The 13,677-nt window shown below is 66.6% G+C and carries 14 protein-coding genes; 7 read left to right on the top strand and 7 right to left on the bottom strand.

Annotation, left to right across the window (positions count from 1 at the left end):
- Positions 1-116 precede the first annotated feature (116 nt).
- The 3 genes from ACEN9K_RS00315 to rraA all read right to left on the bottom strand — a co-directional run bounded on the left by ACEN9K_RS00315 (position 117) and on the right by rraA (position 4,014).
- Positions 117-1,556 (bottom strand): sugar porter family MFS transporter, encoded by a 1,440-nt coding sequence (locus ACEN9K_RS00315; protein WP_026265837.1) that lies wholly within the window; start codon positions 1,554-1,556, stop codon positions 117-119.
- 200 nt (positions 1,557-1,756) lie between these two features.
- A complete protein-coding gene (locus ACEN9K_RS00310; RefSeq protein ID WP_142070177.1) occupies positions 1,757-3,421 on the bottom strand; it encodes an MDR family MFS transporter in 1,665 nt (554 codons plus the stop codon).
- A 71-nt stretch (positions 3,422-3,492) separates the two neighbouring features.
- Positions 3,493-4,014 (bottom strand): ribonuclease E activity regulator RraA, encoded by a 522-nt coding sequence (gene rraA / locus ACEN9K_RS00305; protein ID WP_495635018.1) that lies wholly within the window; start codon positions 4,012-4,014, stop codon positions 3,493-3,495.
- A gap of 143 nt (positions 4,015-4,157) precedes the next feature.
- Here rraA and ACEN9K_RS00300 point away from each other — a divergent pair, with 143 nt between their 5' ends.
- The 6 genes from ACEN9K_RS00300 (at position 4,158) to ACEN9K_RS00275 (ending at position 9,693) form a co-directional block, all read left to right on the top strand.
- Complete coding sequence (locus ACEN9K_RS00300; RefSeq protein ID WP_495635017.1) at positions 4,158-5,441, top strand: MFS transporter; 1,284 nt, start codon at positions 4,158-4,160, stop codon at positions 5,439-5,441.
- Positions 5,442-5,578: 137 nt separating this feature from the next.
- Complete coding sequence (locus tag ACEN9K_RS00295) at positions 5,579-6,187, top strand: TetR/AcrR family transcriptional regulator (protein WP_134164906.1); 609 nt, start codon at positions 5,579-5,581, stop codon at positions 6,185-6,187.
- A 288-nt stretch (positions 6,188-6,475) separates the two neighbouring features.
- Complete coding sequence (locus tag ACEN9K_RS00290; protein ID WP_018769726.1) at positions 6,476-7,675, top strand: NAD(P)-dependent malic enzyme; 1,200 nt, start codon at positions 6,476-6,478, stop codon at positions 7,673-7,675.
- 94 nt (positions 7,676-7,769) lie between these two features.
- A complete protein-coding gene (locus ACEN9K_RS00285; protein WP_018769725.1) occupies positions 7,770-8,273 on the top strand; it encodes a DUF456 domain-containing protein in 504 nt (167 codons plus the stop codon).
- A gap of 40 nt (positions 8,274-8,313) precedes the next feature.
- Positions 8,314-8,706, top strand: a complete 393-nt coding sequence (locus ACEN9K_RS00280) for a nuclear transport factor 2 family protein (protein WP_134164907.1) — start codon at positions 8,314-8,316, stop codon at positions 8,704-8,706.
- A 9-nt stretch (positions 8,707-8,715) separates the two neighbouring features.
- Positions 8,716-9,693, top strand: a complete 978-nt coding sequence (locus ACEN9K_RS00275) for a hypothetical protein (RefSeq protein WP_478222682.1) — start codon at positions 8,716-8,718, stop codon at positions 9,691-9,693.
- A 13-nt stretch (positions 9,694-9,706) separates the two neighbouring features.
- On the opposite strand, the gene ACEN9K_RS00270 is transcribed toward ACEN9K_RS00275, so the two are convergent.
- On the bottom strand, positions 9,707-10,366 hold the full coding sequence (locus ACEN9K_RS00270; protein ID WP_495635016.1) for a LysE family translocator: 660 nt from the start codon (positions 10,364-10,366) through the stop codon (positions 9,707-9,709).
- A 107-nt stretch (positions 10,367-10,473) separates the two neighbouring features.
- On the opposite strand from ACEN9K_RS00270, the gene ACEN9K_RS00265 reads away from it, so the two are divergent.
- Positions 10,474-10,929 (top strand): Lrp/AsnC family transcriptional regulator, encoded by a 456-nt coding sequence (locus ACEN9K_RS00265; RefSeq protein ID WP_081620204.1) that lies wholly within the window; start codon positions 10,474-10,476, stop codon positions 10,927-10,929.
- An 18-nt stretch (positions 10,930-10,947) separates the two neighbouring features.
- Here the strand turns inward: ACEN9K_RS00265 and ACEN9K_RS00260 are convergent, their stop codons facing one another.
- The 3 genes from ACEN9K_RS00260 to ACEN9K_RS00250 all read right to left on the bottom strand — a co-directional run bounded on the left by ACEN9K_RS00260 (position 10,948) and on the right by ACEN9K_RS00250 (position 13,643).
- A complete protein-coding gene (locus tag ACEN9K_RS00260) occupies positions 10,948-11,460 on the bottom strand; it encodes a hypothetical protein (protein WP_377204916.1) in 513 nt (170 codons plus the stop codon).
- A gap of 140 nt (positions 11,461-11,600) precedes the next feature.
- A complete protein-coding gene (locus tag ACEN9K_RS00255; RefSeq protein WP_495635015.1) occupies positions 11,601-13,076 on the bottom strand; it encodes a WXG100 family type VII secretion target in 1,476 nt (491 codons plus the stop codon).
- A 99-nt stretch (positions 13,077-13,175) separates the two neighbouring features.
- Positions 13,176-13,643, bottom strand: a complete 468-nt coding sequence (locus tag ACEN9K_RS00250; RefSeq protein ID WP_018769718.1) for an Lrp/AsnC family transcriptional regulator — start codon at positions 13,641-13,643, stop codon at positions 13,176-13,178.
- Between the last annotated feature and the right edge of the window lie 34 nt (positions 13,644-13,677).

The raw sequence follows: 13,677 nt of genomic DNA, 5'->3' as shown, positions 1-13,677 counted from the left end.
CTGCCGGCGCACCAACACCAAACCCTCCATCACGGCATGTGATGGAGGGTTTGGTGTTTTCCTGCTGAAGCTGATGGAGCGTTCCAGGGAAGGCCGCCAAAAGTGATGGGGCGTTGCTAGGCCTTGGCGGAGCCCTTGGGTACGAACAGCGTCTCGGCCTGCTCCAGGGACATGCCGTTGGTCTCCGGGACCTTGAACATGACGAAGAAGAAGGAAGCCGCAGCGAACAGGGCGTACATGGCATAGGTCAGCGGCAGCGAGCCCGCTGCCATGACCGGGAAGCTCAGGGTGATCACGAAGTTGGCCACCCACTGGGCCGCTGCGGCCAGGCCCAGCGCCCGGGCACGGATCCGGGACGGGAAGATCTCGCCCAGGAGGACCCACACCAGCGGTCCCCAGGACGCGCCGAAGCTGATCACGAAGACGTTGGCGGCCACCAGGGCCACGGGGCCCCACGCGCCCGGCAGGCTGATGTTCTCGCCGCTGCCTGTTGCCGAGGAGAACGCCACGGCCATGGCGCCCAGGGACACGGCCATGCCCACGGACCCAGCCAGCAGGATGGGCCGGCGGCCCACGCGGTCCACCAGGGCGATGGCCACGAGGGTTACCAGGATGTTGGTGACGGAGGTTGCCACCGAGATGGCCAGGGAGTCCTTCTCCTGGAAGCCCACCGCCTTCCACAGGGTGGTGGAGTAGTAGAAGATCACGTTGATGCCCACGAACTGCTGGAGCACCGACAACGTGATGCCCACCCAAACCACAGCCTGCAGGCCAAAGGCCTTGCCGCGGAGGGACCCCTTTTGCCCGGCCAGCTTGTCTTCCTCAATGGCTTCCCGGATGTCCCGGATATGCCGACCGGCATCCTCGGTGGGTGCGATGGACTCAAAGACTTCCCGGGCCTGGTCCTCTTTGCCCTGGAACACCAGGAACCGCGGGGACTCGGGCAGGGTGAACGCCACCCAACCGTAAACGACGGCCGGGACGGCGGCGGCCAGGAACATCCAGCGCCATGATTCAATGCCCAGCCAGAAGGCCTGGTCCGCACCGCCGGCACTGGTGGCCAGGAGCGCGTCAGACAGCAGCGCGGCAAAAATACCCGTAGTGATGGCCAGCTGCTGCAGCGAAGCCAGGCGGCCGCGGACCTTTCGCGGCGAAATCTCGGAGATGTAGGCGGGCGCGATGACGGAGGCCAGCCCAATGCCCAGGCCGCCCACCAGGCGCCAGAACACCAGGTCCCAGACGCCGAACGCGAAACCCGTGCCCACGGCGCTGACCAGGAACAGCAGGGCGCCCAGCTTCATGGCCGGAATGCGGCCGTAGCGGTCCGCCACCTTGCCTGCCAGGAAGGCGCCGGCCGCGCAGCCCAGCAGGGCAATGGCTACGGCGAAGCCCGTGACGGCCTCTGACAGGGCAAATTCTTCCTTCATGGCGTCCACGGCGCCGTTGACCACCGATGAGTCGAAGCCGAAGAGGAATCCGCCCACCGCCCCCGCGAGCGCCAGCCAGATCACCCGCCGCGGTATCCCGGTTGTGGTCTGCTCCTGTGCAGTGGGCATGGTTCTCCCTGGGTTTGGGGGTTTTATGGATGCGGTGCGGACGTCGTCGGCTGCGGTACCGGCAGAATGGCCGGCGCACACGCGCTAAACAGTGTGGCACGTCACCGCCCGAGGTTCCACTTGGCGCCGTTTGCCCCGTTAACGCAGGACGACGACGGCGGGCTGTGCCGCCGTCGTCGTCCCACCCGTGCGCTTACGGGCTAGTGCGCCGGAATCTCCATGCTGTCCTTGTCCTGCGGGGATGCCTTCTGGTCGGTCAGCTTCTTCCGCGGAAGGGCGAAGCTGATGAGGAACGCCAGGCCGGTGAGCGCCGCGGCCGTCAGCATCACGGTGTCGATGGACGTGGCGAAGCCCTCGGTGATGGGCCTGGTGAGGGTGCTGTTGGCGGTATGCAGCCAGCTGGTGTCGTTCAGGGAGTCGTTCGAGGCGCCGTTCTTGAAGAATTCATAGAGCTTGGCGTTGGCAGGGTCCGACGCGACGGCAGGGTCCTTCAGGACGGCCAGGTAGGCCGGGTCCGTGGTGGCGGCCTTCATGCCGTCGGCAATGCGGCTTGCCGCCATGCTGAAGAGCATGGAGATGAAGACGGCGGTGCCCACGGCGCCGCCCATGGAGCGGAAGAACGCTGCGGAGGAGGTTCCCACGCCCATGTCCCGCGGCGGTACCGAGGTCTGCATGGCCAGGGTGAGCGGCTGCATGCAGAAGCCCAGGCCGACGCCGAAGAAGACGGCGATGAGTCCGGGGACCCAGAGTTCGGTGTCCACTGCCAGTGAGAAGCCCATCACCAGGGCGGCGGCGGTCAGGATGCCGGTACCCATGATGGGGAAGATGCGGAACGTGCCGGAGGCCGAGATGGTGCGGCCGGCGGTGATGGAGCCGAACAGGATGCCCACGGTGAAGGTGATCATCATCAGGCCGGCCTCGGTGGGGGTGAGGCCCTTGACCAGCTGGAGGTACATCGGAAGCATGGCGATTGCGCCGAACATGCCGATGCCGATGATGAAGTTCAGCAGCGAGGACAGTCCGAACGTGATGTTGTGGAAGAGCCGGAGCGGGATCAGGGCGTAGTCGCCGGCGCGCTTCTCCGCCAGCAGGAACCAGGCAATGCCCACCACGCCCAGGCCGTAGCAGAGGAAAGAGTTCACGGAGGTCCAGCCCCACGTGCGGCCCTGCTCAGCCACCAGGAGGAGCGGAACGATGGCCACGGTGATGGCGGCGGCGCCCCAGTAGTCGATTTTTTGTTTCAGGTGCTTGGCGGGCAGGTGCAGGAAGAGGAACACCACCGTCAGCGCGGCAAGGCCAATGGGAATGTTGATGAAGAAGACCCAGCGCCAGCCGTCAAAACCGAGGATGTTCGCCGAGCCGGCGAATGCCCCACCCACCACCGGGCCCAGGACCGAGGAGATGCCGAACACGGACATGAAGTAGCCCTGGAACTTGGCGCGGTCCTTGAGCGAGACGATGTCGCCGATGATGGTCAGCGCCAGGGCCAGCAGGCCGCCGGCGCCAAGGCCCTGGATGCCGCGGGCAACTGCGAGTTCGGTCATCGAGTGGACCGAGCCGGCGTAAAGCGAGCCCACCAGGAAGATGAGGATCGCGGTCAGGTACAGCGGGCGGCGGCCGAAGATGTCACTCAATTTGCCGTACAGCGGGGTGCTGACGGTGGACGTGATGAGGTACGCGGTGGTGGCCCACGCCTGCAGGGAGAGCCCGTCCAGGTCGTTGGCAATGGTGTAGATGGAAGTGGAGACGATGGTCTGGTCAAGGGATGCCAGGAACATGCCCAGCATCAGGCCCACCATCACGGTGACGATCTGGCGTTGCGTCAGGGTTTCTCCGGGGCCGGGTGCGGCCGTGGCTTTGGACATGGGTGCTCCAAGGGGAAGGAAAGGATATAAGCAGCGATAGTTGCTTTCAGTAACTATCTTACTCGTTGTTTTTATTCCCCGCCCTGCCGGGCTTCCTGCTGGCGCTCCACGAGGATGCCGTCCGGATCGCACCAGACGGTGGCTCCGGGACGGAAGGTCACGCCGTCGATCACCACATCCACGTCAACCTCGCCTGCCCCCGCCTTCCGGCTCTTCCTGGGGTTGCTGCCCAGGGCCTTGACGCCGAGGTCCAGGTCTGCGATGGCCAGCCGGTCACGGATGGCGCCGTTGATGACGACGCCGGCCCAGCCGTTTGCCACGGCGCTTTCGGCGATCATGTCCCCCATCAGGGCCGTGCCCAGCGATCCGCCGCCGTCCACCACCAGGACCGCCCCGTTCCCCGGTGACCCCAGCGTGGACTTCACCAGGGCGTTGTCCTGGAAGCAGCGGATGGTGCGGACCGGGCCGCTGAAGTGCGAGCGGCCGCCCAGGGACTGGAACTGCAGGGAGACGGACGCCAGCTCGTCGCCGCGCTCATCGTAGAGGTCGGCGGTATTGACCGCTGTGCCTTCGGCCGGGGTGGGTGCGCTCATCTGGTTCTCCTCGATACTCGGCAATTTGTTACCCGGCAACGTGATCCCCCGGGCGGCGTTGACCGCCGCGTGCCCGGTGGCCCGGTACCGCCCACGATAGTCTGATTCCACCGCCAGCCGGCCGCACCAGGGGGAGCACGCCAATGAGTCCGTTCAACACGCCCGCGCCGCCGGATGATGCCGCAGGCAAAACCGCGACGGCGGCGCTCGCCGAGCCGGTGCAGAAGGTCACCGCCCGTTGGGTCACCGGCCTGGTGCTGGTGAACGTGGGCATCAACGCGGCGTTCTTCGGTCCCATCAACGTGTTCATCGGCCAGCAGGCGATCAGCATTGATGCGCCTTCCAAGGAAGCCATCCTCTCGCTGGTGACGGCCTGCGGTGCGGGGGTTTCGCTGGTGGCCAACCCCCTCTTCGGTGCCCTCTCGGACCGGACCACGTCCCGGTTCGGCCGGCGGTCCCCGTGGGTGCTGGCCGGGGCAGTCCTGGCCACGGCGGCGCTGCTGGCCATGTCCTTCTCTGCCGCGGTGGCCCTGATGGTGCTTTTCTGGTGCCTGGTGCAGCTGGGTGCAAATGCCGCGTACGCGGCCATTACCGCCGCCGTCCCGGACCGGGTTCCCGTCATCCAGCGCGGGGGAGTGGGCGGACTCGCGGCCATGGGGCAGACCCTTGGCATCCTCACTGGCGCGGTTTTCGGGGCAGTGGTCTCCGGCAACTTCATGGTGGGCTACTGGCTGTGTGCGGGCGCCCTGCTGGTGTCCGTGCTGCCGTACCTGTTCCACCGGAATGATCCCGCCCTGCCCAAGTCCGGGCTGGAGGCTTTCCGGCCCAGGGTTTTCCTCAAGGGTTTCTGGATCAGTCCCCGGCGCCACCCGGATTTCGCCTGGGCCTGGCTCACGCGCTTCCTGGTCAACGTGGGAAACCAGCTGACCATCGTCTACCTGCTCTTCTTCCTGCGTGACGTCATAGGCCATGAGGATCCTGCCGCGGGGGTTCTGGTCCTGACGGGTATCTACGCGGTGATGGTCATGGCCACCGCGGTGGTGGCCGGTCCCTGGAGTGACCGGGTGGGCAGGCGGAAACCGTTCGTCATCGCCTCCTCGGCCACAATCGCCATGGCCGGAGCCATCATGGCCTTCTTTCCCGTCTGGCCGGGCGCGCTCGCCGGCGCCGCCGTCCTGGGCGTCGGTTTCGGCGCCTACCTGGCCGTGGACTTTGCGCTGCTGACCCAGGTCCTGCCGTTCGCCGTCAGCCGCGGCAAGGACATGGGGATCATCAACGTGGCCAACTCGCTGCCGCAGGTGGTTGCCCCGGGACTGGCGCTGCTGGCCGTGGCCTACTGGGGTGGCTACCGGACGCTGTTCCTCACGGCGGCTGCCATCGGGCTGCTGGGTGCCGTTTTCGTGGTGAAAATCAAGGGCGTCGACTGACCTGCCGGCGCCCGAAACTAAGGCCGCTGACTAATTAGGGCACACGCCTGTGCCGTATAGTTGAACCGGGCTGCAGGGCGGTACGGAAGTGGGGGCGCTCCTGGCCGCAGTCCCTACGACACAACCCCGGAATGCTGATGCCCGAGACTTTTTCAGACCATCCGCCCATGGCCGCCCGGCCTTCCGCTCCACGCCAGCGCCTCCGCTACACGCGGATCCTGGACACCGCCGCAGGGTTCGCCCGCACGGGTCTTGACGCCGTGGAACTCTCCGAAGTCGCAGAAAAAGCGGACGTGCCACTGGGAACCCTCTACCGCTACTTTCCGTCCCCCACTCACCTGATGCTGGCGCTGTACCGGCAGCAGCTGGACGAGCTGCAGGCCGGTTCCCGGGGCTCGTCGCCGCGCTTCCGGGGCCGGGCACTGTCCGGCCTGCTGATGGAAATCTTCCACATGCGCGTCATGCAGCCCGCGGTGGAGCAATGCCTCAGCCGGGGCGTGTACCACCCGGACAAGGACACTACCGCACTCCTGCGCGAGATTGATGCACTCAGCGAAAAGCTCGTTGCGGGTGCCTGCGGCGACGCCGTGGGAGCCAGGGTCCTCCTCCTGACCGTCACTGGTCTGGTCCAGTCCGTCCGGAACCGGCGACTGTCCCTCTTCGAAGCCGAGGAGGACCTGAAAAAGGCGTGCGGTCGGCTGTCCCCCGGGGCAGAGGCGGGCTTCACAGTGTCCCGGTCGGCGTAACTGGTCTAGACCAAAAGGCAATTAAATACGCCATAATGCCGTGATCTGGATCACAAAACGTCCTGCATAAACGTTTTGTCAGGCTAAAGCTGTGTCAAGCAGGACCCGGCAGCCCTTTCGGGCCTGCCTACCATTGGGGCACAGGAGCGGCAGGGCGGAAACATCCCCGGCGTTCCCGCGGACCCGCCACCCTTGGGTTTCCTGTCGCACTACCTTCCACGCCTGGGCCCGGGAGGGCCCGGTTCCCGATGTGCCGTGTGCCCACGGCCAGCACCAGGAGACAACGACGTGTCCATTGACGCAATCACAGCCACCGACGATTCAGCAGCCACGGCCTTGACCGAAGACGAAATCTTCACGGCCCACCAGGGCGGCAAGCTCTCCGTCACCAGCACTGTTCCGCTGTCCAACAAGCGGGACCTGTCCATCGCCTACACCCCCGGAGTGGCCGAGGTGAGCCGGGCCATCCACGCCAAGCCCGAACTGGCCCGCACCCTGACCTGGGCCGAGCGCCTGGTGGTCGTGGTCAGCGACGGCACTGCCGTCCTGGGCCTGGGCAACATCGGGGCCAGCGCCTCGCTGCCGGTCATGGAAGGCAAGTCCGCCCTCTTCAAGACCTTCGGCGACCTTGATTCCATCCCGCTGGTCCTCAACACCACGGACGTGGACGAGATCGTGGAAACCCTGGTCCGCCTGCGCCCCAGCTTCGGCGCCGTGAACCTTGAGGACATCTCCGCCCCGCGCTGCTTCGAGCTCGAGGAAAAGCTGATCGAAGCCCTTGACTGCCCGGTCATGCACGACGACCAGCACGGAACCGCCGTCGTGGCCCTGGCAGCGCTGACCAACGCCGCCAAGGTGACCGGCCGCGGCCTCGAGGGCCTGAAGGTGGTGGTGTCCGGCGCCGGCGCGGCGGGGATCGCCGTCGCCGAAATCCTGCTCGCAGCCGGGATCACCGACGTCGTCCTGCTCGACTCCCGCGGAGTCATCAACAGCGGCCGCGCCGACCTCGCTGCCAGCCCCGACAGCAAGAAGGCCGACCTCGCCGGCCGCAGCAACCCCCGCGGCATCACCGGCGGACCTGCTGAAGCGCTGGCCGGTGCCGACGTCTTCATCGGCGTCTCCTCCTCGAAGCTGGACGAGGCGCACCTGGCATCGATGAACCAGGACGCCATCGTGTTCGCCCTGTCCAACCCGGATCCCGAAGTCCTGCCCGAGGTGGCCGTAAAGTACGCCGCCGTGGTGGCCACCGGCCGCAGCGACTTCCCCAACCAGATCAACAACGTCCTGGCGTTCCCCGGCATCTTCCGCGGTGCCCTCGACGCCGGCGCCCGCCGCATCACCCCGGCCATGAAGCTCGCAGCGGCGCGCGCCATCGCCGGGCTCGCCGCCGAGGACCTCTCGGCCGACTACATCGTCCCCAGCCCGCTGGATCCCCGCGTGGCACCGGCGGTCACCGCGGCCGTCGCCGCGGCGGTGGAAGCGGAGTAAATCCCCTTTCCGACACAAACCACGACGGCGGTGCCTCCTTCCCCGAAGGAGGCACCGCCGTCGGGCGTTAAGGGCCGGCCCTAGACTGAAGTCCATGAGCTCCGAAACCGTGGTGACCATCCTGTGCGGCCTGGCGATCCTGGTGGGGGTGGCCGGCACCATCATTCCCGTCCTGCCAGGCAGCGTCCTCATTGGCGTGAGCCTGCTGGCGTGGGCCATCTGGGGCGGCGCCGGGTCTGCGGGGTGGGTCGTATTTGCGGTGGCCATGATCTTTGTCGCCGCGGGGATGACGGCGGGTGCCGTCCTCACCGGCAGGAAGCTCAAGCAGCATGCCATTCCCAGCCGCAGCATTGTGGTGGCCCTCGTGGCGGGCGTGGTGGGGATGTTCATCATCCCTGTGGTGGGCCTCTTCGTTGGTTTCGCGGCCGGGCTGCTGGCCAGCGAGTTCCTCCGGACTCGGAATTTTTCGACGGCGGCGAAGTCCAGCTGGGCCGCGCTGAAGGCCACCGGGCTGGGGATGCTCGCGGAGTTCGGGCTGGCCTGCCTTGCCGCCAGCACCTGGGTCATTGGTGTGTGGATCGCCGCCGCCAACGGCTGAGTCCATTGCGCCCCGGACCCTGCCCGGGTACAACCAAGGTATGACCCAGCCAGCTTCAGCCCGGGACCATGTCCACGCCTGGATGGAAAAATACCAGGCTGCCTGGACCAGCAACGGCGCCGATGACATCCGCAACCTGTTTGCCCCGGACGCGCTCTACGAGACGCGTCCCCATGATCCCGAACCCTGGCGCGGCCAGGACGGGATCGTCCAGGGCTGGCTGGCGGCACGTGACGAGCCAACCGACTGGACGTTCAGCTGGGAACTGCTGGGGTGCGACGGCGACACCGCCTTTGTCCAGGGCCTCACCACCTACTCGGGCGGCAGGCCCACGTACGACAATCTGTGGGTGATCAGGTTTGATGGATCCGGCCGTGCCCGCTCCTTTACTGAATGGTTCATGGCGGGGAAGCCGGAGATCCCTCCCGGTTAGCATGGAAAGATGAGCGCCGGGGAGACCGCACCGATCTACTGGGACAACCGCGACCTCACACCGTTCGGGCAGGCCCAGCTGCGCACCCCTGTCCACGACCTTGCCGGGGGAGTGGGCGGCCTGCTGACCGGCGTCCTCGGCGGCCGCAACCCTGCCCTGCTCTCCATCGACGGCGAGGTGCCGCGGCTCAAGCGGCTGCTGCCCAAGCCTGCCAAGGCGGTTCATGAAGCCGTCTTCACCAGCCACGAACCGGAGCGCCTGATCACCCTGGCGCGCGCCTACCCCGGGTGGGCGGGGCTCTGCTACCTCATGGGCGGGCTCCTGGCGTACAAGCACGGCGGCTACCTGCGGGCGTCGGAACTCCTGCAACGGGGGCTCGCCACCCGCAATGACGACGAAGCCAACCGTTACTCATCGACCTACCTCACCCGTATCGTCACCCGGATCGAACTGGCCGAGCGGGTGGAGATCCCCGTGCTGTTCAGCGAGGAATCGGTGTTCCTTGCCCTGTCCCATGCGCTGCGCGAGACGGGCCGCACCGAAGCGGCGCTCGACGCACTGGGCGGGCTGCCGCCATCGCTTCCCATGGCCCTGGCGCGCTGCTCGCTGGCCCTCACCCTGGGACGAAGCCGCACGGTCATTGACTGGACGGAGGGGCTGCTGAACGCGGACGATCTCTCCGCTGCCCTGCTGCTGGTCCGCGCCCGTGCCCTGCGGCGTGAAGGCCGGCTGGAGGCTGCGCACCAGGCCATCGCCGAAGTTTTGCGCCGCCGCAAGACACACCTTGTGCTCCGCAACGACGCGCTGACGGACCGGGCATTGCTCGTGCTGGAATCGGGCCGGCGGTCGCTGAATCCCCGCGACTGGGGACGCCGGCGCGGGGACCCGGAACCGCAGCGCGAACTCGAGGCGCCGCCGCGCATCCGCAAGGATGAGGAGATGCGGCGGATCTGGGAGCAGGACTGGAAGGAACTCGGCGGAGAGTAGGAACCCGGACCGGCTACTGGGGGCGGCCGGCCAGGAACGGCACCAGCTGCTCGCCGAGCAGCACGGCCCCCAGTGCCACCATGATGATGCCGCTGGCAAGCGTTACTGCCCGGGCGGCGCCGGGCCTGCTTTGCAGCAGGGAGCGCGAGAGCAGGGCCACCACCGTGTAAACCAGGCCCGCCAGTGCCACGAACGTCATGCCCAGCAGCCCGGACTGCACCGGCACGGGCAGGGAGGCCTCGGAGCTGACGAACTGCGGTATGAGGGCCACATAAAAGAGCAGGCCCTTGGGGTTGATCCCGCTGGTGCCCATCCCCTGCAGGAAGGTGCGCAGCTGTGTTCCGGCGGCCTGTATTCCGGCGGCGCCGGGCGCGTCCGCGCTGAAGCTCGCGCCGCGCCAGGACCGGAGGGTTCCCACCCCCAGCCACAGCAGGTAGCCCGCGCCGGCCAGGGTAATCCAGCCCAGGACCCCGCGCATGCCTGCCAGCACGGCGGCCAGCCCGGCCACCAGCAGGACGGTGTGAAGGACGTATCCGCCGCAGAGCCCGGCAACCGCGGGGACGAAACTGCGCTGCCGCAGGCCCGCCGCGATGGTGTAGGCCCAGTCCACCCCCGGCGTGCAGGCCAGGGCTGCAGCAACCACCAGGAAGGCAAGGAACAACTGCGGGTTCATCGGGTTTCTCCTGTCGAAAGGCTCTCAGGAGCAACCATAGGGAGAATCCAGCCATAAGTGCTGTCCTGTTTTCGCCCGCCCCGCGGTGACAGCAGTATGTTTATTGCGTGATAGACAAGATTGACAGGAATATCTTGCGGCACCTCCAGGAGGACGGGCGCATGACCGCCACCGCGCTGGCAGCGAAGGTGGGCCTGACGGTGGCTCCCTGCCACCGGCGGCTGCGCGACCTGGAGCGGTCCGGGGTGATCCGCGGGTACAAGGCAGACATCGACCCCGCGGCGGTGGGCCTGGGGTTCGAGGCGATCGTTTTCGTCACGCTCCGCCAGGTGGACCGCCCCACCATGGAGATTTTCGAGAACCGGGTGGCGGACAACCCGAACATTGTGGAGGCACAGCGGCTGTTTGGTTCACCGGACTATCTGCTGAAGGTCATAGCGGAGGACCTGCCGGCGTACCAGCGCTTCTACGACACCGAGCTCACATCGCTGCCCGGCGTTGAACGGCTGACGTCAACGCTGGTCATGAAGAACCTCAAGTCCAACGCGGGTCCGCCCGTCTAGGTCCCCGCGGTCCGCAAGTCAGTCGGCAGGCAGGATGTGGACGATGATCACCTGCGTGTCCTTGCTGCCGTCGTAGCGGAGATCGTAGTTCACCGTCAGTCCGGTGCCTGTTCCCGGCGTGATGGAGAAATCGCTCTTGGAAGCAGGATCCGCCTGGGTGCTGCTGATCCATTCTTCAGCCGGCTCCGCTGCTATCCCGTAGCGCTGCACGCCGTCCCTGATCAACTCAAAGTACTCGTCAGGTGAGCCGGCGGTGAGGAAGTAGGTGACCTCGCTGAAGTCCGTCCGCCGGTCCGTGGTGTTGAAACGGATCCGGTCCGTTTCGGCGGTTATTTCGCCGTTGGGCGCCAGGATGCTGAGGCTGATCTTGCCCGAACCCCGGGTATTGATCTCGGGGCCGTAACTGTCCTTGGTGACGCGGACGGCGTCCTTTTCCAGGCGTCCCGAGCTCATATCCAGGCGGGCCGTCCCGGTGGTGCGGATACTTTCCACGCCGGCGGCGTCAAGGGTGGAGAAAGCGGAGGTTTTCACGGGGCTCCCTGCAGAAGATGAAGTGGCGGTGGTCGGATCGGCCGGAGTTGGCGCTTTGCAGCCGGCCAGGACAAGGAGTGAAACGAGGGCAATGACGACGGCGGTCCGTTCGCCGGGTGCGGCGCGTCGGCGGGGCGCAATCACTGGGTGACCTCCGCGTCGAACCCGTCAAGGAACCGGTCCATGATGCCGGGAATGTTGTTGGTGGGACGGTACTGGTCCACCCGGCCGTCAAAGTCGGAGCCGATGATCTGCGCCGCCCGGTCCGGGTCCGTGGCCAGAAGATGTTGGTAAGCGGGGAGGGTGTCCTGCCGGATGAGGTTCCAGCGCTGGTCCGCGTTGGCGATGTTGCCGTCGGGGAAGCCCGTGGTGAAGTCGGTGCGGAACTGGGCGGGATTGTCCCAGCTGGTGAAGGGGATGTTCTCGGGACCGGGGCTTTCCACGCTGAAACTGTAGGGAAACACCTCAGGGTAGCTTTTGGCGCCCGGGATGGAGGGTTCCCCGGCGAGCGTCACCATATAGGTCACGGCTTCCCCTCCAGGGTGGCCGCGCATGTTGTCGTAGTCGTCCGCGATAATTTCGTTCTGCTCGCGGTACAGGAGGGCCGTGTTTCCTTCACGGACCTGGTCGGGATCTCCCGAATCGATCTGCGCCCACGCGTTGGCCGTGGCCTGGTCGATGGCGCCGGAGTCGCGAAGGCGGTTGATCTCATCGATGCCGCCGTTCAGATACGCCTGGTGCTGGCGCGCCTGGTCCAGGAAGATTTCCTTGTTCATGTCCAGCATGCTGGTTTCATAAAAGCGGATTTCCGCATCCGTCATCCCTGCGAGCTGTTCCAGCTGGTCCAGGACGGGAAGGGGGATGTCCGAGGCTGGATTGTCGGTGATTTGTTGAGCCAAATCCCGCAGCATGGCCATGTCCCGGAATCCGCCGGCGAAGGACGGGCCAATCATATTGGCCATGCCTGCCCACTGCAGGTCCGGGTTGGCAAGGTAGGCCTGGCCGTAAAAGTCGTAGACCTTGGTGATGGTCTCCCAGTTGTATTCCGTACCTTTTGACGTGTCCCAGTCGGCTGGATCAATGCCCATGTCCAGCATCGCCTGCCGGTTCCAGTAGGAATTGAGGAAGTCCTGGTAGCCCTTGGAGTTCTTGCTGACCAGGCCGGAGTCCGCCGCGGCGTCCATGGCGGTTTTGGCTGCCTCCGGGTTCGCCTGGGCCCACTGGCGGAACCCGTCGCTCAGCAGGTAGGCGCGCCGCTCGGCCGGGGTCATGGCATTCAGTCTGTCTGTCAGGTCCTGGGCGGATCCGCCCGACCCGGACCATCCCGACCCGGGGCCTCCCGGTCCACCAGTGCTGGCCTTCTCTTGTTCGTCCGCGTTGGCGAGGAGTGTCCTGGCGGCCGACTCCAGCCCTGCCGTTGCCGACCTCAGCAGCCTGGCGTGCGATGACGTCCACTCGCTGCGGAACCTGTCGCCGTCGCGCCCTTTCCACAGGCCGGAACCAATGCTGCTGCTGAGCTGCTGCCCCAGGACGTTGAGCCGGTTGGCGCCGGCAGCCAAGTCCTTGGCGAGTTGCCGCAGCTGGGCCACATCGCCGCCGTAAAAGTTTCCCGCCATGCTGCCCCCTGTTGGCTCCCCCGCTGTTGGCTCTTCCGTGCCAGCCTAACGGGGCATCCTCCGTGCGGCGATGGGGAGTGGTGCCCCTGTGGTCCCCGCCTACTCGGCCTGGTCCCCCAGGAGCCCGGTGGTCCGGTACGGGATGACTTCGCGGAGGAACATGCTGGTGGACGTGCGGACGATGCCCGGGCAGAGCCGGATCTCCTCCGACACCCGGTAGAGGTCGTCGGGGCTCTTGGCCACCACGCGGATCAAGAGGTCGGTATCGCCGGCCGGCGCATGGCACTCCAGGACTTCGGGAATTTCACGCAGGGCAGCGATAGCCTCGTTCAGGTGGCTCTGGTCCAGCTCTGCGCTGACCGCGGCGGCCACGCCCCGTCCCAGGGCCGCCGGAAGCACCCGGCTGCTGTTGGGGCGGAGGGCGCCGGATGCCGTCATCCGCTCCAGCCGGCTCTGGACGGTTCCGCGCGCGAGGCCCAGCCGCTGGGCAAGCACCATGATGGGGACACGCGGATCCTGGTCCAGGGCATTCAGGATGCGCCGGTCGGTGGCGTCCAGTTCCTGCAATCTGACCACTTCCTGTTGCTGCTGGCCTCTGGGA

Source organism: Pseudarthrobacter sp. Pseusp20 (assembly GCF_059492155.1).
This window is presented reverse-complemented; position numbering and strand designations above follow the sequence as displayed.

Bases quoted from the DNA above. Each gene is read 5' to 3' on its own strand.
- ACEN9K_RS00315 (WP_026265837.1), bottom strand. From the start codon at position 1,556: ATGCCCACTGCACAGGAGCAGACCACAACCGGGATACCGCGGCGGGTG.
- ACEN9K_RS00310 (WP_142070177.1), bottom strand. From the start codon at position 3,421: ATGTCCAAAGCCACGGCCGCACCCGGCCCCGGAGAAACCCTGACGCAA.
- rraA (WP_495635018.1), bottom strand. From the start codon at position 4,014: ATGAGCGCACCCACCCCGGCCGAAGGCACAGCGGTCAATACCGCCGAC.
- ACEN9K_RS00300 (WP_495635017.1), top strand. From the start codon at position 4,158: ATGAGTCCGTTCAACACGCCCGCGCCGCCGGATGATGCCGCAGGCAAA.
- ACEN9K_RS00295 (WP_134164906.1), top strand. From the start codon at position 5,579: ATGCCCGAGACTTTTTCAGACCATCCGCCCATGGCCGCCCGGCCTTCC.
- ACEN9K_RS00285 (WP_018769725.1), top strand. From the start codon at position 7,770: ATGAGCTCCGAAACCGTGGTGACCATCCTGTGCGGCCTGGCGATCCTG.
- ACEN9K_RS00280 (WP_134164907.1), top strand. From the start codon at position 8,314: ATGACCCAGCCAGCTTCAGCCCGGGACCATGTCCACGCCTGGATGGAA.
- ACEN9K_RS00275 (WP_478222682.1), top strand. From the start codon at position 8,716: ATGAGCGCCGGGGAGACCGCACCGATCTACTGGGACAACCGCGACCTC.
- ACEN9K_RS00270 (WP_495635016.1), bottom strand. From the start codon at position 10,366: ATGAACCCGCAGTTGTTCCTTGCCTTCCTGGTGGTTGCTGCAGCCCTG.
- ACEN9K_RS00255 (WP_495635015.1), bottom strand. From the start codon at position 13,076: ATGGCGGGAAACTTTTACGGCGGCGATGTGGCCCAGCTGCGGCAACTC.